We start from the raw sequence: 22,534 nt of genomic DNA on the forward strand, positions 1-22,534 counted from the left end.
TTTGAATGAGGTCGACCATGAGACATGGCAACCGCAGACTGGACCTGTTGCTGGCGTTCGGAGCCGCGTCCTTCATTTTGCTTCCCTGGTACAGGCTGGAATCCGGCTTCTTCGGCCTTGATTGGCTCGGCGACTTTCCTTTCACGGAGAGCGCTGCGCCAGGCGTCCTGCAGTTGTTAGGCCATGGTCGCCTTTGGCTTCTCGGTGTCGTCCTCTTCTTCGGTCTCGGTTTCGCGGCACGTTTTATTGTCGATCCGATGCGCCGTGGTGCGTTCTTTGCGGCGGCAGGTGCAGCAGGCCTAGTCTACCTGTGCCTCCAAGGACTTGCGGTCGGTTTCTCCGGCTGGACCTGGGGGATCAGCGAAGCCCTTTTCGGACCGCTGTCCGACGGGCAACCCTCCATGGGTGCCGGTGCCGTCACCATGGCCATCGTCTTCGTCCTCATGTTCGCCTTCGGTCTCGTCGAGCGCGGAGTGATGAAGGGCGACGCCTTTGTCGTCGGATCTATTTCACTGCTAGTCTTTCTCGTCTTCGTCTTCGTCTTCTATCCGATCGGCAGCATGCTGGTGGCCGCCGTCCAGGATTTCGATGGCTCCTTCAAGCCCGACGACTTCATCCGCAACCTGCAGGATCCGGGCATCTGGAGCCTGAGCTGCTTGGTCGGTGATGGCCGCTGCGGCGTCGCCTGGCGCACCTTCACGCTCGCCATTATGACGGCGTCGGCCTCCACCCTGCTGGGGCTCGCTTTCGCGCTCGTCGCCACGCGCACCCGCTTCCCGTTCAAGAAGGGATTGCGGCTGCTGACGGTCCTGCCGATCATCACGCCGCCCTTCGTCATCGGCCTCGCACTGGTGCTGCTTTTTGGTCGTGCCGGAGTGGTGACCGAGACGCTGTCGAGCCTGTTCGGTATCGAGCCTGGCCGCTGGCTCTATGGCCTGACTGGCATCTGGATTGCGCAGGTGTTGTCGTTCACGCCCATCTCGTTCCTCGTCCTGATCGGTGTCGTCGAGGGCGTCAGCCCCTCGATGGAAGAGGCGTCGCAAACGTTGCGGGCTGACCGCTGGCGGACCTTCTGGCGGGTGTCCTTGCCACTTATGAAGCCCGGCCTCGCCAATGCCTTCCTGATCGGCTTCATTGAAAGCATGGCCGACTTCGGCAATCCGCTGGTGCTTGGCGGCAGCAATGGCGTACTCTCGACCGAAATCTTCTTCGCCGTGGTCGGTTCCCAGAACGATCCGTCGCGTGCCGCTGTCCTGGCGCTGGTCCTCCTCTTCTTCACGCTGTCAGCCTTTCTCGCCCAGCGCCTCTGGCTGTCCGGCAAGAACTTCGCGACCGTCACCGGCAAGGGAGACAGTGGCGCCCATATTGCCCTGCCGCGTGGCATCTCGGTCGGCGTGCATGCCATTGTCATTCCGTGGATGATCTTCACCGTCGTCGTTTACGGCATGATCCTCGTCGGAGGCTTCGTGACCACCTGGGGCCTCGACAATACGCTGACCCTCGAACATTACGCCCGAGCCTTTTCCGTCAGCATCCAGAACGGCTCGATCGCCTGGACGGGCGTTGCCTGGAACTCCTTCTGGACGACCATGGAGATCTCGCTGATCTCCGCGCCGTTGACCGCAGCCGTCGGACTTCTGACCGCCTACATCATTGTCCGGCAGAAATTCGCCGGCCGGAACCTCTTCGAGTTCGCCCTGATGATGAGCTTTGCCATCCCCGGCACGGTTATCGGCGTCAGCTACATCATGGCCTTCAATCTGCCGCCGCTCGAAATGACGGGCTCGGCGCTGATCCTGATCGCCTGCTTCGTCTTCCGCAACATGCCGGTCGGCGTGCGCGGCGGGATCGCGGCGATGAGCCAGCTCGACAAGAGCCTGGACGAAGCCTCGCTGACGCTTCGGGCGAACAGTTTCCGCACGGTCCGCAAGATCATCCTGCCGCTCCTGCGACCGGCGATCACAGCCGCCCTCGTCTACTCCTTCGTGCGCGCCATCACCTCGATCAGCGCCGTGATCTTCCTCGTCAGCGCCGAGCACAACATGGCGACCTCCTACATCGTCGGCCTTGTCGAGAATGGCGAATACGGCGTGGCGATTGCCTATTCCTCGATGCTGATCGTCGTGATGATCACGATCATCGCCGGCTTCCAGCTCCTTGTCGGCGAACGCAGGCTCCGCCGCGAAAATCGTGTCGCCGGCCTCGGCAACAACAGTCCCGTTCCTCTCGGTCAGGAGAAAACCGCATGATCACCGTCAACGCCGGATCCGTCACCTTCCAAAATGTTCGCAAGACCTTCGGCGCCTTTACCGCCATCCATGATCTTTCACTCACCATCGAACCCGGAACGCTGGTGACCCTGCTTGGTCCCTCCGGCTGCGGCAAGACGACGACGCTGCGCATGCTGGCGGGTCTGGAGCATCCGACTTCTGGAAAGATCCTGATCGGTGGCAAGGATGTGACCATGCTGCCTGCGAACGAACGCGACGTTTCCATGGTTTTTCAGTCCTATGCGCTCTTTCCGCATATGACATCGCTCGAAAACGTCGCCTACGGACTGCAGTCGTCCGGCTTGGCCAAGAAGGAGGCGCGTGAGAAGGCCGAGGAAGGCCTCAAGCTCGTCGGCCTCGCCGGCATGGGGCATCGCCTTCCGGCAGAATTGTCGGGCGGCCAGCAGCAGCGCGTCGCTGTGGCGCGAGCCCTGGTGTTGGAGCCGCAGGTGCTGCTTCTTGACGAGCCGCTCTCCAATCTCGATGCACGTCTGCGCCGCCGCGTCCGCACCGAAATCCGCGATCTCCAGCAACGCCTGGGTTTTACCGCAGTCTATGTCACTCATGATCAGGACGAGGCACTTGCGGTCTCCGACCGGATCATCGTGATGAAAGACGGCGAGATCGCTCAGTCGGGCGCGCCGCGTGAACTCTACGAAGCGCCGGCCTCGCCCTTCATTGCCGACTTCATGGGGGAGGCGAATGTGCTGCCCTGCGAGGTCGTGCAATCCGATGGCCGCGAAGTCCTGGTGCGCGTCAGCAATCTCGAGCATCGCCTGCAGTCCAAGGTGGGCCGAGGCCCTGCAAAACTCGCCGTGCGGCCCGGTGCCATCCGGATCGGCTCTGCCGGCGCAGAGGGCCTGAGGGGCCGCGTCCTGCACTCTGCCTATCTCGGCGGTCATGTCGAATATGAGGTCGAGACCGATGTTGGCACGCTCTTCGTCATCGATCACGACGTTGATCATGCCCATGCCGCCACGAGCGACGTCACATTGGCGTTCAAGAACCGTGGCATTGCCGTCATCAACGGCTGATGAATTTTCAAGAAGATCAAGGAAAGATCAGAATGACAGTAAATGATACGGCACTCGCAGCGCGTTTCGCCCTGGCCAAGACGCTGGCGGTGGAAGCGGGAGCCATGGCGCTCGACTACTTCAATCGTCGAGACACGCTGGTGATCGAAACGAAGCGCGACCTACAGGACGTGGTTTCCATCGCCGACCGCAACGTCGAGACCTTCCTCAAGGAGCGGGTTGCCGAAATCTATGCGAATGACGGGTTCTTAGGCGAGGAGTTCGGCCATGACGAGGGCACCTCCGGCTTTACCTGGGTCGTTGATCCGATCGACGGCACCGCCCCCTTTGTAAACGGCATGCCGACCTGGTGTGTTTCCGTCGCGATCGTAAGGGATGGGGAGCCAGTTGTTGGCGTGATCCATGTGCCATGCTCGGATGAGCTTTATGCCTCGGCGCTCGGTTTCGGCGCGACGCTGAATGACAAGTCCCTGCGCCTCGATCCCAGCCGCAATCTGCAGAATGCGATGACGGGGATAGGCTGCAACAACTACGTCACCCCCGAACGAGTCGGTGCGATCATCGCCGGCCTCATGGCGAAGGGCGGAAATTTCATCCGCAATGGTTCAGGGGCGCTGATGCTGGCCTATGTCGCAGCCGGCCGCTTGGTTGGGTATTACGAACCGCATATGCGAGCGTGGGATTGCATGGCCGGTTTCTGCCTCGTGCGCGAAGCCGGCGGCAGGAACCTTGCCTTTCCTGGAAGCGGTGCCGAGTTCCTGAACGGACATCCGGTTCTTGCCGCAAACCAGTCCTGCTACGATGAACTATTGCAGCTTCACCTCAACAATCTTTAGAGCCTAGGGGTCCGGATGACGAATTGCGGACAACTACGCCGACGTTGACCGTTGCGTTGTAGATCTGGGGCCAAGGCCTCTGAAATGATGTCGGGCTCTTCTGGCTAAACGCGGACTTTGTGGCACCAGTCGAAGTCCTCGCGTTAGCCAGTTTGAGCAGGTTTGGTGAAACAAAGTCTTTGAAAGAGGCTTGCGCGTAGGGGGTCCCCAGCCGATTTTGCGACACCCATTCAGCACAACAGATGACCTGACGAGCAGCAGCGAGCATTGTACAAGTTGTTGAGAAGACGTCTTTTTTCTGTGATAAACAGACGCTGTTTTCCGCGGAAAAACGGACTTGAAACGGCCTGCCTGGATAAGCTGGATTCCCGCATGATTTCAACGGATTAGAAATATAGCTTTTGATTTTCCTCTGTTTTTTGCCGCGAGCGATCGTGGATGCCATCTTTGGGCCCTGGCTTTGGGCTGACGTCAACATTGCGGGAGAGCGGCACTTGTTTCCGCTCGGAAGCACCAGCTATGGCCGCATAACTTAAACCAAACGGTCTTCGGTAAAGCCGGGGCGGTTCAGTCTCAAGGATCCCGACGTGCCACTTCTGGGCTGCAAGGCAATCAGGGCCTTCAGTCTGGCGTCTTGGGCAAAGTGTCGAGCTGAACCCCATCTGAGCAACCGGCATCTTGCTGGACGGCACACAGCGATTGTTCCTGGGGAGGGAACTATGTCTCCCCCGAACCTGTTCCCTCGATGGGACGCGAAGTTCGAAAGGCTCGCCGCTTCCTCCATTCAAATTGGTAAAGGAGATTATTCATGCTCAAGTTTCTCGGCGGCACCATTGGCATCATATTTCTTATCGGCTTGGCCGTGGTGGTTCTTCTCCTGATGCTGATCTTCTGATGCCTGAGACTGCCGGCGCAGGCAGGCGGTTCAGACTGCTGATGGCCGCCCTGTTCCTCGGGCTCCTCTTGCTTCTGGCAAATCGGGCCATGGCGCAGGAGGGCGCTGAGACGGTCAGGCTGGATGGTCGCGCGCTTTTTTCTGTCAGCTCGAGTGATACCCTTGGCGCCGAAGAACGGGCTCGGCGTGTGGAGCAGCGCCTTGGCGTTCTGGTCAGGGCGCTCGAAACTGTGCCGAAGGCTGCCGTCGAAGCTTCGGGAGACCAGCGCGTCATCGTCGTAGCAGGTGTTCGGATCACGACCGTCTCGCCGATCGATGCGGAAGACAGTCTGACCGACATCGACACTCTGGCCGCCCGTTGGGCAAATGCGATCGAAATGGGTTTGCAAGATGCTGTCGATCGCCGTCAGGGTTTCGGCGGCAGTTTTTTCGCAGACACCCTCGCGGCCCTGCAAACCGTTCTCTCTCGGGCCTGGAATTCGGTCGTTAGCGTTGTTCCGCGATTGCTGGCCGCGGCACTGGTGATGGGCACCACCTTGCTGATTGCTTCGGGTGTCAATCGCGTTCTCGTCGTTCTCTTCAAGCGCCGGATCGCGGACAAAACACTCGAGAACCTGATCCGGCAGTTGTCGTACTACTCTCTCATTCTGCTTGGCGTGCTTGTTGCAGCTGATGCGTTGGGGTTCAGTCCGGGCGCGCTGGTGACGGGGCTTGGCCTGACGGGTCTCGTGCTCGGTTTCGCGCTCAAGGACATCCTGTCGAATTTCGTCAGTGGTCTTTTGATCCTGGCGCTTCGACCGTTCGAAATCGGGGATCAGATTGTTGTCGGACCGACGGAGGGTTCTGTCGAACGGATCGAATTGCGTGCAACGCAGATCCGCACCTATGATGGCCGCGTGGCACTGGTGCCCAATGCCGAAGTCTTCACTTCGCGTATCGTCAACAACACCGCAGATCCGATCCGTCGCGGCAATGTTCTGCTTCAGGTCGGATACAACACTGATTTCGACACTCTCGTCGAGCGTTTGCGCGGATCTGTCGCTTCGGTACAGGGTGTGCTTGACGACCGCCCGGTGACGGTTCGGATCGATGAACTGGCTGCCGATGCGATCACAATGAACATCGGTTTCTGGACGGATTCACTCAGGTCCGATTACAAGCAAACCACATCCGATGTTCGCCGGCACATTGCCTCCACCATGGAAGACATGGGCCTACCTCTTCCAGAGCCTGACCTTTGGCGCGTCGCACCTGCCCATCTGGAAGAGTGGAAAATTGCTTTGTCATCGCGCCAAGAACCACTGCATCCGACATCAGGCGCAGAGAAGAGCGATGATATGAAAGGAAAGAGCAGAAAATGAAACACAGTCAGGCCATTGCACTGTTGGTCGCCCTCGCCAGTTCGGCTGCAGCGTCACAAGCCTTTGCACAGTCGGCCCCTTATCCAGGAGAAGATCCGGCCAAGCTGTTCGGATACAAAATCGACGCCCGGGAGACGGACAGCACGCGGGTCGCTGAAAAGGCGCTAAGAGCCGTTCAACGGGCCAGAGAAACAGCCGAGGAAGTGAAGATGGTCTTTGGCGCCAATCGCTTCCACTTCGTTGCGCTGAAGCCGGACATCATAGACATGGTGGCGCCGGAGCTTGCAAAGCGAGAGTCCGACGTCTCGCGTTTGCAGGCAGCGATCGAGAGCAGCGCATTGTTTTACACAGCCATGCGCAGCGAGGGCGTCGCTGCAAGCGATGTCATCGGAGCGGAACTCGCAGACGCAGAGAGTGGCTTGAGTTCCGAAAAACGAGTGACGATCTATCTGGCGCCGTGACTGGCTCGTTCCCAGAAATCCAAGTTCACAAGAAGGGGCGATCACGCCTCTTCTTTCGTCAAGGACAGAATGAGCGAAGCATGACATCGAGCATCCTGCAATCAGGTCGCAACTGCTGGAAGAAGGCGCGCGCAGATCGCTTCGGCGTCATCTTCGACGCCGAAGACTATTTCGTTGCCGTCAAGCAGGCCATCCTCGAAGCTCGGCAGGTGGTCTACCTGATCGGCTGGGATTTCGACACCCGGATCGAGTTCGAGCCGGAGGGCGCCAGTCTCGAGGGGCCGAACAAGCTGGGACGGTTTCTGAAGTGGATCGGCAAGACCCGTCCCGATCTGCAGGTCCACATCCTCAAATGGGATCTGGGCTTGTTCACATCCCTGGGACGGGGAACCATGCCCTTCCGTCTCCTCAACCTCATGTCCTCTTCCAATATCCACTTCAAGCTGGATGGCGCGCACCCGCCAGCCTCCGCCCATCACCAGAAGATCGTGGTCATCGACGACGTGCTGGCCTTCTGCGGCGGGATCGATATCACCACCGAGCGCTGGGACACGCGCTGGCATCTTGATGAGGATGCGCGTCGCAAAATGCCGAATGGCAAGCCCCATGGCCCTTGGCACGATGCGACATCTGTTCTCAGCGGGCTTGTTGCAAAACTGCTGGGGGATGTCGCCCGCGAGCGATGGTTTGCCGCCACCGGCGAAAAACTACCCGAGCCCAACCGCAGCGATCCTCTGTGGCCGGAGGCAGTCCAGGTGCTGCTCAGGGATGTCGAGGTTGCAATCGCGCGCACGCTCCCGGCCTATCGTGATCAATCCGAGGTCCGGGAAATCGAGACGCTTTATCTCGACGCAATCGCAGCCGCGAAAGACATCATCTATTGCGAGAGCCAGTATTTCGCATCGCGCCGGATTGCCGATGCCATGGCAGCCCGCCTGCAGGAGCCGGAGGGGCCCGAGATCATTGTGATCAACCCGGAATCCGCAGATGGATATCTGGAATCCAAAACCATGGACACGGCGCGAGCACGTCTGCTCCAACTCGTAGGCGCTGCCGACCACCACGACAGATTTCGCATCTTCACGCCAGTCACCGAAAAGGGAAGCCCGATCTACGTGCATGCGAAGATCACGATTATCGACGATCGGCTGCTGCGTGTCGGGTCCTCCAACTTCAACAACCGCTCGATGGGGTTTGATTCCGAATGTGACGTTGCCATCGAGGCCCCATCTGACGACAGGGCGGGCGCAACCGCATCGGTAATCGAGACGATCCGGACGGAGCTTTTGGCCGAGCATCTTGCGACCGAGCCGCATGCGATCCGAGACGCCATCGCCTTGGCGAAAGGGTCGTTCGTGCAAGCGATCGATCGCCTGCTTGGGCCAGGAAAAACGCTGCGGCCTTATGTGCCTGACGAGGTCGGCGCCTTCGAGGAGACCTTGGCAGAAAACGACCTTCTGGACCCCGAAAGCCCCAAAAAGCTCTACGCAAGCTTGACGGGCGGCGGATGGCGTCCGGGATCGTTGCGGTGAACTGGAACCTCTTCCAGGCGCGCTAAGTCTTGACGTTACGGTCGCTCCATTTCTGGCGGGCATGGGCCTGAAGATCCGCTATGCTGTCGAGCTCATCGACGATCTCTTCGCCGATCAGCGTTTCGATCAGATCTTCCAGGGTCACGATGCCGGCAGTTCCTCCGAATTCATCGACAACCAGAGCGACGTGCCGGTCCTTGTGGATGAGAAAATCGAAAAGCTCCTCCAGTGGCATCGCCTCTGTGACCGCCTGCAGATTGCGCTTCATGTCCTGCAGGCGCGTGCCGCCCTTTCCGTCCACGGCTTCATAGAGAATGTCTGTCTTGAGCACGAAGCCTGTGACCTGATCGATCGAACCGTCGAAGACCGGGATGCGAGAGAACTTCAGTTCGGCCTTGCGCGCTATCACCGCATCGATCGTGGACATCTGTTCGAGGCCAAAAACGACAGTGCGCGGCGTCATGATGTCAGCGACGGTAAGCCGATCAAACTTCAGAAGGTTGCGGAAGACCTTGGAATCCCCCTTGTCGATGACACCTTCGCGATGGCCGATGTCGGCCATTGCCGCAATCTCGTCGCGGCTGACGGGCGGCTGCGGTCTGCCGCGCGACAGCAGACGGGTAATGAGCTGAGACATCTTCACCAATGGCCACATGGACCAGATCATCGGCGGCAGGATGCGCGCGGCCAGCGGCGTAAATGCTCTCCAGTACATCGCACCCAGCGTCTTTGGAATGATCTCCGAAAGCACCAGGATTAGCAGCGTCAGCACGGCCGAAAAAACCGCGATCGCCGCATCCCCAAAGACATGGGCCGCCTGTGCACCCGCTCCGGCCGCACCCGCAGTGTGGGCGACGGTATTCAGGCTGAGGATGGCTGCCAAGGGGCGATCGACATCGTCCTTGAGCATCTTCACCTTGCGGGCTGTCTCCGGCTGTGTCGCTTCGAGCGTGGCAGTGTAGCTCGGCGTGATGCTCAACAATACAGCTTCGAGGATCGAGCATACAAACGAGATAGAGATCGCAATTGCGACGTAGAGAACAAGCAGGGTCATGGTTTTCCAGGATCGAAGGAGAGCTTCAGGACGCAACCTCGGAAGGTTCCATCATTCGCCAATGGTTTCGAAGCTGGATTGTTCCTATTCGCTATTCCTTGGCGTTCGCAGAGGCTGAGACCTGACTACCATGCCTCCTGCGGCTGGCACTTCCATCCAGTTGGAGATTGAAATGTGACATCTGCTTCTGTGGTTCGTCCGACCGAAGCGGACCATCCCCTCACGGCCGCAGCGGTCATCCATTGCCGATTTCGGCTTGGCCATAGTTTTTTGTGCATCAGGTCGCCAATGACGCCAAACCGGGGGTGAGGCGGGCATGTTCGCGTGGCAGCTTTGCGCCTCCAGTTCGGTCGGAGAGATCGTCATCGCTCATGCCCGAGAGCGGACATAGCTCTGTGGCGGCGCACGTCGCCTGTGCGCCAAAAGCAGCCGGATGATTCCCTTGGGGAACGGCGGCTTCGTAAAAGCTTCACGACTGGATGGACCGATATCTGGTAGACTCACATGCCGAATAGGGGTGATTTAATGGCAAGACAAGACCGACAGACGCATTGGCAAGGAGTATACACTACCAAGTCTGACACCGAAGTCAGTTGGTATGAGGAGGCCCCGGACCTATCGCTGACGCTGCTGCATGAAGCGGGACTGATGCCAGGAATGTCAGTAATCGACATTGGTGGTGGTGTGTCGCGGTTGGTAGATGCGCTTGTGGATGCCGGTCAGGCCCACGTTAGCGTTCTTGATCTTTCTAGCGCGGCCCTCGGGGCAGCCAAGTCCCGACTGGCAGACACGGCTCATGTGCAATGGGTTGTATCGGATGTGACCGTATGGACGCCTGACCGCGAGTATGATCTCTGGCATGATCGAGCCGCCTTCCATTTCCTGACAACAGTCGTCGATCAGCAAGCCTATGTTCGCCTGCTGGCACGGGCTCTCAAAATCGGTGGCAAAGCCGTGATCGGCACCTTCGCAATGGATGGGCCAGAGAAATGCAGCGGCTTGCCCGTTGCCCGTTACGATTCGGAGAGCTTGCAAGCTGTTCTTGGGGAACAGTTTAGGCTCGCTACGACGCGGCGGCATGAACACACAACCCCATGGGGAACGGTGCAAAAATTCCAGTTCAGCACTTTTGAAAAGGTCGGAGGCCAAGCGCCCCGCCATCAGCCTTAATCCCATAACGACATTCCGATATGGGCCGAACTAGGACCAATCGCCAGGTGTTTGGATGTCGGCTCTCGCCATTCGGCACCCAAGCATCGGACTGCTCCCTTGCGGGAATGATTTTCGCTATGCGCCTCCATGTCGGATGTGGAGGCCACCGCCTGAGGTGCCCGAAAGCGGACGTGAATCCAAGAAGTGTCATATCGTCTGTGCGCCTTCATTTCAGACGTTCGGCTTGCAACACAATAGCGCAGAAGCAGCCGTTCGAGGCATGATGTCCAAAGGCTAAATGTGTCGGTTTTCCTGTGTAGGCTACTGCTCGCGAAACAATCTGTTACCTTCTCGACACAAACTGCAGCGCAGCCCTCTGCTAAATGAGAGGGCTGCTCTAAGAATGGACTTGCGGAGAGAATACCCTTGGATGCCTTAGCCGAAATCCTGATCGTTGACGATGACGGACAGATCCTGATCCTGGTGGCAAAGTTTCTGCGGGCAAACGGTTTTCGCGTTCACACGGCGCGTAACGGGGTCGAGATGTCTGAGACCCTGAAACGCTTGTCGGTCGATCTCATCGTGCTCGACCTCATGCTCCCGGGGAAGAACGGGCTGGAGATCTGCCGTGAGCTCCGTCGCACTTCGTCCGTCCCGATCATCATGCTGACGGCCAAGGGTGACGAGACGGATCGCATTATCGGTCTGGAGGTCGGGGCCGACGACTATCTGCCCAAACCCTTCAATCCTCGCGAATTGCTGGCACGCATCGGTGCCGTGCTAAGGCGGACCCGCACGACTGGTAACCCGGCGAATGAGCGTGCCGGGCGGAGCTTCACCTTTGCTGGATGGTCGCTCGACACCATGAAACGTGAACTGACCGCACCGAGCGGCGTGGTCGTGGATCTTTCAACGGGGGAATATGACCTGCTGCTCGCGTTTCTCGAAGCGCCACAACGCGTTCTCAGCCGCGAGTTTCTGCTGGACGCAGCCCGCAATCGTGCGATCGAAGGCTATGATCGGTCTATCGACGTTCAGGTCAGCCGCCTGCGTCGCAAGCTCGACGGGCGTGAGGATCTCATCAAAACGGTGCGCGGCGCGGGCTATCTCTTTGCGACGGATGTCGTCCGTGCCTGATGGTCGTTCCGAAACACGGTTACAAGGCTGGTGGCGGTCGATAGACAGCCTGAGACTGCGGACAGCCCTCGTCGTGCTGTTTGGCATCTCGCTCGTCCATTTCGGCAGCCTGTTCACCTACCACCAGAGCCTGGAACAGGAACTGGACCTTGCAAACGAAGTCCGGCTTGCAGACCAGCTACTGACAATCAAACGATCCGTCATGCGTGCGCCGGTCGAAGAACGGGAGAATGTCGCGCACGACTTCTCCGGCGGTTCGATAGACGCCCATTGGGGTTCCACTTCCTATGCGGTTGAGGGCGATACCGCTGGTCAGAACTGGGAACTACTTCGTCGCAACCTTCGAGCACTTGCTCCAGAGATTGCCGAGGACGGTCTCATTATCGGGCCGGATAACCAGGCAGGTGATGATCCGCATCTGGCAGTCGTGTCGATCAAGCTCCCCGATGCGTCGTGGATCAACGTCAATCTGGTCTCCTGGGACCGCAAAGTGCCGCCGCCGGGAGGAATGCTGGTTTCGACGACCTTGATGGCTCTCGGGGCAATCATCGTCTCCATGCTTCTGGTGCGTTGGTTCACTCGTCCTCTGACTGCTGTCGCTACCGCGGCCAAGGATTTCTATCGAGGCAAGACCGTCGTGCCCGTTGCGGAAAAGGGTCCGCGGGAGGTGGTTGAACTGGCCGTCGCCTTCAACGACATGCAACGGCGCATCGAGCGATTGATCGAAGATCGCACCCAAGCACTCGCAGCCGTTTCGCATGATTTGAAGACGCCGATCACACGACTGCGGTTCAGAGCCGAGGATCTGGCCGATGGTGTCGCGCGCGACGCAATGGCCGAGGATTTGACTGAGATGGAGCGGATGCTCGATCAGACGCTGTCTTTCCTGCGCGGTGATCGTAGCGACGAGGAACTGAAGCCGATCGACATCGTCGCGATCCTTGAAACTCTCGTCGATGATGCGGTCGATCGCGGCGCATCCGTCGAGCTTTCCGGTGCTGCTCATGCAATTATCACGGGGCGTCGGCTGGCGCTCAAGCGAGCCTTCTCCAATCTCATCGAGAACGCACTCAAATATGGCGAGAGGGCGCGGGTCGAGGTCATCGACCGGCAGTCCGAAGTTGTCGTCACAATCAGTGATGAAGGCCCCGGCATCGCAGCAGAGAACATCGAACGAGCCCTTTCTCCCTTTGTTCGGCTCGAGCCGTCCAGGAACCTTGAAACTGGCGGTTTCGGGCTCGGCCTCCCGATTGCCCAGGCGATCATTGACGGGCATTCCGGTACGCTTCGCCTGGAGAACGGTCAAACGGGAGGGCTGGTCGTCAGTGTCATCCTCCCGAAGGACTCGCCAAAATCATCCTGAAACATTCTGTAACAATCGGGACATCGACGGACAAAGAGGCGCAGCTACACCGAAGCAAATCAACTTTTGCTCAGGGTTACGATGGTCGACCGATTCGCCTCTGTCCTCGCTGGAATTTGCCTTTCCATCACAGGACTTGCTGCATCCTCCGCTGCGGCCCATGAGGGCCATGATCACGGCGCTCCGCCTCCGCCTGTCTCCACCACGATCGCACCGCGCGCCGACGCTTCGACGGCCGATCTCGAGCTGGTTGCTGTAGCGCGCGGAGAGCGGCTGGAAATCTTCCTCGACAGCTTCAAGGGCAATGAACCGGTCGACGGTGCGATGCTTGAAATTGACGGCCCTTCAGGAACGCTGACAGTCGAACCTGCGGGCGAGGGGACCTACGTGGCGAATGCGCCATGGCTGACAAATCCCGGCTCGTATGATCTTGCCATCACCGTGATGGCCGGAGACGTCTTCGACGTCCTGACAGTCACCATGGTGATCCCCGAGATGGCCAGTAGCGCCGTGCCAGTGGCTGCCGCTGATGGTTTCCTGATCAGTTCGGCTTTTGCGCAGGACGTGGGCGCGCGGCTGCAGCGACAGGACATGACACTGTGGGCCGTCGGCGGTGGCGGTATCGTGGTCGGGCTTCTCCTTGCTGCACTCTTCCGCCGCCGCAAACCTGCCGCATCTGTCGCTGCGATCGCGGCAGCCCTCGTGCTTGCCGGAGCACCGCAGTCCGAGGCCGCTGGTCCTGCAGCACTCACGGCGCAAGCAGCCGAACGGGATGTCGCCCAGCGTTTTGCCGATGGTTCGATTTTCGTGCCGAAGACAACCCAGCGCATCCTTGCCATCCGCACGATTTTCACGGAACAGGCCGCCCATTCTGGTACCGTCGAGTTGCCGGCGCGTATCATCCCAGACCCAACGACATCCGGCTATGTCCAGGCATCCGTGTCGGGAAGGCTTCTACCGCCGCCCGGCGGCTTCCCCCAACTCGGCACGCGTGTCGCCGCTGGCGATGTGCTGGCGCTGGTCCAGCCCTCACTCAGTGCCGCTGATCTGACGAGCCAGCAGCAGCAGGCCCGAGAGCTCGACCAAGAAATCATGCTGGTCGAACGAAAGCTGCAACGCTTCGAGCGGCTTCAATCGGTGGTGGCGCGCGCCGAGATCGAGGATGCAACACTGGAACTCCAGGGCCTGAAGGCACGGCGCGCCAATCTGGAACAGGCACCGACGGCGGCTGAGAAACTGACCGCACCCGTATCAGGCGTCATCGCTGCGGCCCAGGCCGTTGCAGGACAGATAGCAGAGCCCAACACCATCATCTTCCAGATCATCGATCCCAGCCGTTACTGGGTTGAAGCTTTGAGCTTCGACGCGCATTCGGTCACTGGTATGGCCAGAGGCAAGTTCATGGACGGCCGGACCGCCGAGCTCACCTATCGAGGAAGCGGCCTTGCCGATCGTAATCAGGCGATCCCCATACACTTCAGCGTCGAGGAGACGCCTGATGGTATTCGCGCCGGGCAATTGCTGACCGTCTTGTCGTCGACCACGCAAGAGCGTGCAGGCATCGCTGTTCCGCGCACGAGCGTGCTGCGTGCCTCAAACGGCCAGTCGCTCGTCTATGAACACACCAACGCTGAACGTTTCGTTCCGAGGGAAGTCCGTACCGAGCCGCTGGATGGCGATCGTCTTCTCATCGTGTCCGGGGTCGAAGCCGGAAAACGCATCGTCACACAGGGTGCCGAACTCCTGAACCAGATCCGCTGAGGCTCCGATGTTCAATTTTCTCGTCACCCAGTCACTCAAGAACCGCCTCTTCGTATTGGCGATTGCCGCCGTCCTGATGATCTACGGGGCGTTCACGGCCACGCGTTTGCCCGTCGATGTCTTCCCAGATCTCAATCGGCCGACCGTCACGATCATGACGGAGGCCGAGGGGCTCGCACCGGAGGAGGTCGAACAGCTCGTTACCTATCCGCTCGAATCCCAGATGAACGGCCTTCCCGGTGTGAGCCGTGTCCGCTCGACTTCGGGCGTCGGTCTCTCGATTATCTATGTCGAATTCGACTGGGACACGGATATCTATCGCAACCGCCAGCAGATCGCCGAGCGTCTGTCACTCGTGCAGCCGCAATTGCCCGCCAATGTCGTGCCGCAGATGGGACCGATCAATTCGATCATGGGTCAGGTCATGCTGATTGCTGTGACCGGGCCTGAAACCATTTCGGCCATGGAGTTGCGGGAACTGGCCGATTTCACCGTCCGTCCGCGCATCCTGAGTATTCCCGGCGTTGCGCAGGTCATTCCGATCGGGGGCGAGGTGCGCCAGTATCGCGTATCTCCGAACTCCGCCGCCATGCGGGCACTCGGCGTGTCCTTCGAACAGATTGAACAGGCTCTTGCGCAGTTCGGCTCCAACACCGGAGGCGGCTTCACAGACCAGTACAGCCGCGAGTTCCTGATCCGCAATGTCGGTCGTACTCAAAACATCAAGGATCTGGCGAGCGTGGTGGTTGCCAGCGTCGATGGCCAGCCGGTTCTCCTGAGGCAGGTTGCCGAAGTCGGGTTCGCACCGCGCCTGAAGCGCGGAGATGCCGGTTACCAGGGGCAGTCTGCCGTCATCGTTTCGGTAGAAAAGCAACCTGATATCGACACTGTCAAATTGACCCGCGAAGTCGAGGCAGCCCTTAGCGAAATCAGCGCCACATTGCCCGCGGGCGTGAAAGCCGATCAGGTCCTTTTCCGCCAGGCCAATTTCATCGAAACCTCGATCGGAAACGTGCAGAAGGTTCTCGCCGAGGCAATCGTCGTTGTTGCTGTCATCCTGTTCGTCTTCCTCCTGAATACCCGGACGACAGCGATCTCGCTGACGGCTATTCCGGTATCCATTCTGGTCACCGCAATCGTCTTTCATCTGCTCGGGTTGTCGATCAACACCATGACGCTTGGCGGTCTGGCGATCGCCATCGGCGAACTGGTCGACGATGCCGTCGTCGACGTCGAGAACATCTTCCGGCGGCTGCGGGAGAACCGGGAAAAGGGCAACCCGCGATCAGTCTTCGATGTCGTCGTCTCGGCAAGTCAGGAAGTCCGCTCGGGCATCGTCTACGCAACGATGATCATTGTTCTGGTCTTCGTGCCTTTGTTTGCCCTGTCAGGTATCGAGGGACGGCTCTTTGCGCCGCTCGGCCAAGCCTACATCATCTCCATCCTCGCTTCTCTCGTGGTCTCGATCACGCTGACTCCCGTCATGGCCTACTACATGCTGCCGGGCTTGAAGCGTCTCGATGAGCATGAGGGCGTGGTCGTGCGGGTTCTCAAACGCGCCAACCGTCGGCTGCTCGACTGGTCATTCCGCCATCCGAAGATCTTGATGTCGACCGTGGTCGCGGGTGTCGTTGCAGCGGTTCTGTTTGCCACCCAATTGCCGCGCTCGTTTCTGCCGCCCTTCAATGAAGGGACACTGACGATCAGCATGCTCTTTAACCCCGGCATCTCGCTTGCCGAGAGCCATCGGGTCGGCCTGATCGCAGAGCGGTTGATCATGGAAGTGCCCGAGGTCGAGCAGGTGGGCCGTCGCACGGGACGCGCCGAGCTCGACGAACATGCAGAGGGCGTCCACTCGTCCGAAATCGAAGTGGCGCTCGCTGCAGACGGTCGGTCCAAGGACGAGATCATTGCCGATATCCGCTCGCGACTTTCGGTCCTGCCCGTCGCGACCAATGTCGGCCAGCCCATCTCCCATCGCCTCGATCATATGCTGTCGGGCGTGCGAGCGCAGATCGCACTCAAGATCTTCGGTGAGGATCTCGACAGCATCCGCGGCTTTGCCGAGGAGTTTCGTGGCAAGCTGGCTGAGATCCCTGGGATCGTCGACCTGCAGGTCGAAAAGCAGGTTCGCATCCCGCATCTCGAGGTCATTGTCGATTACCGGCGGGCTGCCCTTTACGGCATCCAGCCGGCGGCCGTGACCGAGCAGCTTGAGCGCCTGTCGAACGGGACGGTCGTGTCCCGCATCGTTGACGGCAACAAGCGGTTCGACGTCGTGCTGCGTCTCGAGGACGAGACCCGCAGTACCAAGGGGCTATCGGATCTCCTCATTGAAACGCCTGCAGGCTGGATCCCGGTTAGCCAGATCGCAGAAGTCCGTGAGACGGATGGCCCCAACCAGATCCTGCGCGAAAACGGCAAGCGCCGCGTCGTGGTCCTTGCCAATACCGACGGCGAAGCCGACATGGCCACGGTCATTGCCGAGATCCGAAAGGTGATCGCGACCTCGACCCTGCCACCCGGCTTCTTCGTCAGCCTTGAAGGCACCTTCCAGGCGCAGGAGGAATCGATGAGGACCATCGGCCTCCTCTCCATCATCTCGCTGACGATGGTGTTTGCGATCCTTTATTCCCGCTATCGCTCGGTGCTGTTCGTCTCGATCATCATGGCGAGCGTGCCGCTGGCCTTGATCGGCTCGGTCACCGCGCTCTGGATTGCCGGCCAGCCGCTTTCTGTTGCCTCGATGATTGGTTTTATCACCCTGACCGGCATCTCGACACGGAATGGCATCCTGAAGATCAGCCACTACATCAACCTCGCGATCCAGGAAGATCTACCGTTCGGCAAGGAACTGGTCGTGCGGGGCTCACTGGAACGTCTGACCCCGGTCTTGATGACGGCCCTGTCTGCGGGTGTCGCCCTGATCCCGCTGATGATCGATGCGACCGCACCTGGCAAGGAAATCCTCCACCCGGTCGCGATCACGATCTTCGGGGGATTGGTGACAGCGACCGTACTCGACACGCTTCTCACGCCGACGCTGTTCCTGAAATACGGCCGCAAGCCACTGGAGCGCCTCGTCGAGCAGGCTCGCACTCAAGTGAGGGACGCGGTGCAACCCGCCGGAACGTCCACACAAACCATTGAAGCCTTTTAAGTCCTACCAGGAGAATTCCATGCGTCGCAGTCTGCTCGCCCTTTCCCTCGTCTTCTGCATGACAGCTTTGCCAGCCTATGCACACGCGCCACGCCCCGGCCCAAATGGCGGCCTGAAGGTTGACGCAGGCGCAAACCACCATGTCGAACTCGTGGCGACAGGAACGACTGAAGTGACGGTCTATCTGTTCGATGCTGCAGACCAGCCTGTCTCGGCAACCGGACACACAGGCAATGCAATCCTTTTGATCGACGGCGCTGTTCGTCGGTTTGCGCTGTCTGCTGCTGATGGCAACCGCCTCACGGGGACTTCGCCCGTTCCGGTCAATCCGGGTGTCAAGGGTGCGATCCAGGTGATCACCCCGGACGGGACCACCGCGCAGGGGAAGTTCTAATCTCGGAAGCGCGCGAGGGAGAGTGGTAGGATCCTTGACTTGGGGCAAAGATGTCACGCCATCGCCGTGCCAAGATCAGGTCATCAACTGTCTGGAGCCCTGCCGTGCATCTCCCTTCATTTTTTGGGGGGGCTAACCGAAGGTCGCAGGAGAGAGAATGAGACGCAGACAGTTTTTGGTTGTGGCTGCCACGGTGGCTATGACACCCGCCACTGGCTTCGCCGCAGCGCCATCGGTCATCCTTCATAAGGATCCCAATTGTGGCTGCTGCTCATCATGGGGCGATGCCTTTACCAAGGCGGGCTTCTCAGTTCGCGCTGTTGAGGTACCGGACATGGATCAGGTCAAACAGCGCTTCAAGGTTCCGCTGTCCGTCCGAGCCTGCCACACAGCGGAAGTACAAGGCTATTTCCTCGAGGGACATGTGCCGATCGATGCCGTGAGAAGGTTGCTCGATGAACGACCACCCCTGGCCGGGCTCGCAGTCGCAGGAATGCCATTGGGTTCGCTTGGCATGGGCGGTTCGCCGGAACCCTACGACGTCATCGCAATTCCGCGCGATGGGGGTGAGATGTATGTTTATCAGTCATTCAAGCCAGACTGACAGGAACTGCTGCTTTTGCAGGCTACAGTCCGAACGACTGGAGGATCGGGCACGGACCGCTCTTCCCAGATGAGCACTCTGCAACCAGGCGCTGGAGCGCGTCGCGGGTCCGATTGAGTTGGGCGATCCGCGTTTCCAGCGCGATTAGCCGCGCCTTTGCTGCCTCGCGTGCCCGCTCCCTGTCATCTCCTGCATCGAGTTCGAGCAGTTCTCGTATCTCCTCCAGCGTAAAACCAGCGGTCTGGGCCTGCCGGATGAACTGCAGACGCCTCAGATCCTCAGTTCCATAGCGCCTGCCACCCTCAAGACGCTTAGGGGTCTTCAGAAGACCCTTGCGCTGGTAGAACCTGACCGTCTCCACGCCGACGCCGCCGGCTGATGCAAATTTTCCGATTGTCATGTCCATGGGGTGTTGACTCCGTACCATGGTACGGAACCTATGGTCTTGCCAACTGTTTCACAAGCCAAAGGAGACGTGAAATGTTGGACAGAGTAACACCCTCGACCACAGCGAAGAAAGCCGTCCTCTACCGGATGGTGACTGCGGAGCATACGTGCCCGTACGGCCTGAAAGCCAAGGACCTGCTCAAGCGATCAGGCTACGAGGTCGAAGACCATCATCTGAAAACGCGCGCGGAAACGGACGAGTTCAAGCAGGAGCATGACGTCCAGACAACGCCCCAGGTTTTTATCGGCGGAAGCCGTATCGGAGGCTATGACGATTTGCGGCGGCACTTCGGAAAGCCGGTTGCAGATCCCAAGGCGACGACCTATCGGCCTGTCGTCGTGCTGTTTGTCTTGACTGCCCTGATGGCAACGGCAGCAAGCTACGCCGTTCTCGGGACGCCTTTCACCATCAAGGCAGCCGAATGGTTCATCGCCTTCTCGATGGTCGTTCTGGCCATGCTCAAGCTTCAAAATGTCGAAACCTTCGCGACGATGTTCCTGAACTATGATCTGCTCGCGAAGCGGTGGGTGCCATACAGCTATATCTATCCCTATGCCGAAGGACTCGCGGGCGTCCTGATGGTCGCCGGCATCGCGAACTGGCTGTCCGTTCCCGTGGCTCTGTTCATTGGTGGCATTGGCGCAGCTTCGGTCTTCAAGGCCGTTTACATCGACAAGCGTGAGCTGAAATGCGCCTGCGTCGGTGGATCGAGCAACGTACCGCTCGGGTTCATCTCACTCACCGAGAACCTGATGATGATCGCGATGGCGGTGTGGATGGCATTGGCCTACTCCGGGATCATGCCAGGACATCAAATGTGATAACCTAGCCATCAAACGAAACGAGGATGCCGGCGGAGCGATCCGCCGGCATCTGACATCTCACATCACCCGCTTGATGTCGCTATAGGCGCCGTCGGTCTTCAGCGTCACCGTCACGGGATCGCCGGTCCGGTTGCGCCAGAACCAACCATGATTGCCGTCGAAGGCAGCTTCCAGAACGCCAGTGTCCTCGGCAACGCCGCGACCCTTCTCGTAGCTGATGCTTTCGCCGCCACCGTCACCATGGGTGTCGAAGTTCACCTTCGAGCCATTGGCGGTCCAGCTATAGTTGGCCTTGGCGCCCTTGAGCATGACGAGCTTGACCTCAGCACCTTCGCCAGGCTGCAGCGTGATCGAAACCTCGTCCTGACGCACGGCATCCTGCGCATAGGCCGCGGAGATGCCGAATTCGCGGATGATACGCTCAAGAAGGTTCGATCCTTCTTGTGATCCGGGTGCCGGCTGCGGAGCAATGAGGCTCTCGCCTGCATTCTGGTCCTTGATGCGGTCGAGTTCGGCTTCTTCGGCAAGCTGCGCCTTGATCTCGCCCATCTCGGTCAGGCCCATGACGGCGCCAAGTCCGGTCGGATCCACGGCATATTCCGAGGGCATCACCACGGTGACCAGGAGAACGCCTGCGGCGATGACGGAAATGATTGTTGACTTGACGAGCTGTGCCGAGGACGGGAGGTCGTCGGGATTGGGAGCTTGAGAATTGAACATGGTTTATTCCTCTGAGGTTCAGGAAACGAAGTAGCCGGTCATCTGCATGCCAAACAGCAGCCAGCCGGCGGTCATCATCAGGACATTGGCGGTATAGGCATGGCGCAGGAAGCCGGAGGTCTTGCGCCAGTAGCTCATGGCAATCAGGATGATGGCGAGCGCGATGAGCTGGCCGATCTCGACGCCGACATTGAAGGCGAGCAGGTTGGGGATCAGCCCGTCCTCGGCAATGTCGTATTCGAGGATCTTGGTCGCCAGACCAAGCCCGTGGAACAGGCCAAAGACGAGTGTTGCCACCTTGGTGTTCGGCTGGAAGCCGAGCCAGCGCTGGAAGGCGCCGAGATTGTCGAGCGCCTTGTAGACGACCGAAAGCCCAATGATCGCATCGATGAGATAGGCGCTGACATTCCAGCCAAAGTAGACGCCGAGCAGCATCGTGGTGGAATGCCCGATGGCAAACAGGCTGACATAGAGGGCGATGTGCTTCAGCCTGTAGAGGAAGAAGATCACACCGAAGAGGAAGAGCAGATGGTCATAGCCCGTGACCATGTGCTTGGCGCCCAGATAGATGAAGGGGATGATGTGGACCCCCGAGATCTCCTGGATATAGCCTTTGTCGCCTTCGGCAACGGCATGGGCCGCCGCCCCATGGGCGAAGAGCAGCAAAGACAGGCTGGCAAGCAGCAGGGTGGCGACGATGTGGCGGGTAGAATCCCTGTGCCACACGCCTCCGAGAAGCAGTGTTTTCATGTTTGATGTCCGTGAACGGTTGAACCGGCCGCCTGGGGCGGCATGGATCAGACGATGTTCACGAAGCGTGGCGGGCGGTCGATGCCATAAAGGCGGCCATCATCCCGGGTCGTATCGATCAGGATGAAAGCCGAGTGCCGACCAGCGGGTCGCTTGGGTCGGGATGCGGAAACGAGACCGGCTTTTTCATGGGTGTGATCTGCATGATGATGGTCAGTATCAGCCGTGTTGACGCTAAAATCCAGATCATCGTCATGGGAGTGATCGCCATGATCATGTCCATGGTCCAGCATGGACTGAGCCGAGGCGTGTTCGATCAGCGGATGACTACTCTGGGGCACGAACGAAAACACCAGCGTGGCGAGGATCGCCAGCATGGTCATCAACAGAGATCCGAATCGTCGTCCACCGCGAAACTTCATGGCCGACGAGATAGCCCTGATTGATGGCGGAAACAAGAAAGCCGATTGAAATATCCCCTCCAGGGGGATAGGAATGGCCCATGAGCGAACATCGACACGAAACGCATCCCGACATCATCAAGCGCCTCAAGCGCGCCGAGGGCCATCTGAGGAGTGTCACCGCCATGATTGAGGCGGGCAAGCCTTGCCTCGACATCGCCCAACAACTGGATGCCGTTGAGAAGGCAGTCCGCAACGCCAAGCGCACGCTGATCCAGGACCATCTCGACCATTGCCTGGAGGAAACGGTCGGTGCGCTGGATCTTTCGCAGCGAAAGACGATCGACGACTTCAAGACCATCACGAAGTACCTCTGA

The 22,534-nt window shown here is 59.3% G+C and carries 20 protein-coding genes; 15 read left to right on the forward strand and 5 right to left on the reverse strand.

Annotated elements, in window-relative coordinates:
- Positions 1-17 precede the first annotated feature (17 nt).
- From IP85_RS05640 to IP85_RS05665, 6 genes are all read left to right on the forward strand, one after another.
- Entirely contained in the window at positions 18-2,249 is a 2,232-nt protein-coding gene (locus IP85_RS05640) for an iron ABC transporter permease (protein WP_054148704.1), read from the forward strand.
- Complete coding sequence (locus tag IP85_RS05645) at positions 2,246-3,304, forward strand: ABC transporter ATP-binding protein (protein WP_054148705.1); 1,059 nt, start codon at positions 2,246-2,248, stop codon at positions 3,302-3,304. Before IP85_RS05640 ends, IP85_RS05645 begins: the two co-directional genes overlap by 4 nt.
- Positions 3,305-3,336: 32 nt before the next feature.
- Positions 3,337-4,140, forward strand: a complete 804-nt coding sequence (locus IP85_RS05650; protein ID WP_054148706.1) for an inositol monophosphatase — start codon at positions 3,337-3,339, stop codon at positions 4,138-4,140.
- Between the two features lie 678 nt (positions 4,141-4,818).
- Complete coding sequence (locus IP85_RS05655) at positions 4,819-6,396, forward strand: mechanosensitive ion channel family protein (protein ID WP_156322754.1); 1,578 nt, start codon at positions 4,819-4,821, stop codon at positions 6,394-6,396.
- Positions 6,393-6,857 carry a hypothetical protein gene (locus tag IP85_RS05660; protein ID WP_054148707.1) on the forward strand — a complete coding sequence of 155 codons (465 nt, stop codon included), beginning with the start codon at positions 6,393-6,395 and terminating at the stop codon, positions 6,855-6,857. Before IP85_RS05655 ends, IP85_RS05660 begins: the two co-directional genes overlap by 4 nt.
- An 80-nt stretch (positions 6,858-6,937) precedes the next feature.
- Positions 6,938-8,389 (forward strand): phospholipase D-like domain-containing protein, encoded by a 1,452-nt coding sequence (locus IP85_RS05665; RefSeq protein ID WP_054148708.1) that lies wholly within the window; start codon positions 6,938-6,940, stop codon positions 8,387-8,389.
- Between the two features lie 22 nt (positions 8,390-8,411).
- On the opposite strand, the gene IP85_RS05670 is transcribed toward IP85_RS05665, so the two are convergent.
- On the reverse strand, positions 8,412-9,443 hold the full coding sequence (locus tag IP85_RS05670) for a hemolysin family protein (protein ID WP_054148709.1): 1,032 nt from the start codon (positions 9,441-9,443) through the stop codon (positions 8,412-8,414).
- Between the two features lie 657 nt (positions 9,444-10,100).
- Here IP85_RS05670 and IP85_RS21875 point away from each other — a divergent pair.
- The 7 genes from IP85_RS21875 to IP85_RS05705 all read left to right on the forward strand — a co-directional run bounded on the left by IP85_RS21875 (position 10,101) and on the right by IP85_RS05705 (position 19,014).
- Positions 10,101-10,613 (forward strand): class I SAM-dependent methyltransferase, encoded by a 513-nt coding sequence (locus tag IP85_RS21875; RefSeq protein ID WP_348625553.1) that lies wholly within the window; start codon positions 10,101-10,103, stop codon positions 10,611-10,613.
- 408 nt (positions 10,614-11,021) lie between these two features.
- The gene (locus IP85_RS05680; protein ID WP_054148711.1) at positions 11,022-11,732 is read left to right on the forward strand and encodes a response regulator; all 711 of its coding nucleotides are present in this window, start codon (positions 11,022-11,024) and stop codon (positions 11,730-11,732) included.
- Positions 11,725-13,095 carry an ATP-binding protein gene (locus IP85_RS05685; protein WP_197277990.1) on the forward strand — a complete coding sequence of 457 codons (1,371 nt, stop codon included), beginning with the start codon at positions 11,725-11,727 and terminating at the stop codon, positions 13,093-13,095. Before IP85_RS05680 ends, IP85_RS05685 begins: the two co-directional genes overlap by 8 nt.
- A gap of 81 nt (positions 13,096-13,176) precedes the next feature.
- Positions 13,177-14,856, forward strand: a complete 1,680-nt coding sequence (locus IP85_RS05690; protein WP_054148713.1) for an HlyD family efflux transporter periplasmic adaptor subunit — start codon at positions 13,177-13,179, stop codon at positions 14,854-14,856.
- Between the two features lie 7 nt (positions 14,857-14,863).
- Entirely contained in the window at positions 14,864-18,016 is a 3,153-nt protein-coding gene (locus tag IP85_RS05695; protein WP_054148714.1) for an efflux RND transporter permease subunit, read from the forward strand.
- Between the two features lie 19 nt (positions 18,017-18,035).
- Positions 18,036-18,410: a hypothetical protein gene (locus IP85_RS05700; protein ID WP_054148715.1), complete on the forward strand. Its 375-nt coding sequence runs from the start codon at positions 18,036-18,038 to the stop codon at positions 18,408-18,410.
- 157 nt (positions 18,411-18,567) lie between these two features.
- A complete protein-coding gene (locus tag IP85_RS05705) occupies positions 18,568-19,014 on the forward strand; it encodes a DUF411 domain-containing protein (RefSeq protein WP_054148716.1) in 447 nt (148 codons plus the stop codon).
- 22 nt (positions 19,015-19,036) lie between these two features.
- Here IP85_RS05705 and IP85_RS05710 read toward each other — a convergent pair whose 3' ends face one another.
- Positions 19,037-19,441, reverse strand: a complete 405-nt coding sequence (locus tag IP85_RS05710) for a MerR family transcriptional regulator (RefSeq protein ID WP_054148717.1) — start codon at positions 19,439-19,441, stop codon at positions 19,037-19,039.
- 53 nt (positions 19,442-19,494) lie between these two features.
- On the opposite strand from IP85_RS05710, the gene IP85_RS05715 reads away from it, so the two are divergent.
- Positions 19,495-20,283, forward strand: coding sequence for a glutaredoxin family protein (locus IP85_RS05715; RefSeq protein ID WP_054148718.1), 789 nt, complete (start codon positions 19,495-19,497; stop codon positions 20,281-20,283).
- 60 nt (positions 20,284-20,343) lie between these two features.
- Here the strand turns inward: IP85_RS05715 and IP85_RS05720 are convergent, their stop codons facing one another.
- The 3 genes from IP85_RS05720 to IP85_RS22360 are packed head-to-tail and all read right to left on the reverse strand — an operon-like array spanning position 20,344 to position 22,139.
- Positions 20,344-21,006, reverse strand: a complete 663-nt coding sequence (locus IP85_RS05720) for a hypothetical protein (protein ID WP_054148719.1) — start codon at positions 21,004-21,006, stop codon at positions 20,344-20,346.
- Between the two features lie 18 nt (positions 21,007-21,024).
- Complete coding sequence (locus IP85_RS05725; protein WP_054148720.1) at positions 21,025-21,756, reverse strand: HupE/UreJ family protein; 732 nt, start codon at positions 21,754-21,756, stop codon at positions 21,025-21,027.
- A gap of 47 nt (positions 21,757-21,803) precedes the next feature.
- Positions 21,804-22,139: a hypothetical protein gene (locus IP85_RS22360; protein WP_054148721.1), complete on the reverse strand. Its 336-nt coding sequence runs from the start codon at positions 22,137-22,139 to the stop codon at positions 21,804-21,806.
- A 119-nt stretch (positions 22,140-22,258) separates the two neighbouring features.
- Between IP85_RS22360 and IP85_RS05735 the strand changes: the two genes are divergently transcribed.
- The gene (locus tag IP85_RS05735) at positions 22,259-22,534 is read left to right on the forward strand and encodes a metal-sensing transcriptional repressor (protein ID WP_054148722.1); all 276 of its coding nucleotides are present in this window, start codon (positions 22,259-22,261) and stop codon (positions 22,532-22,534) included.

Source organism: Rhizobium sp. AAP116, assembly GCF_001295785.1.
GTDB lineage: Bacteria > Pseudomonadota > Alphaproteobacteria > Rhizobiales > Rhizobiaceae > Allorhizobium.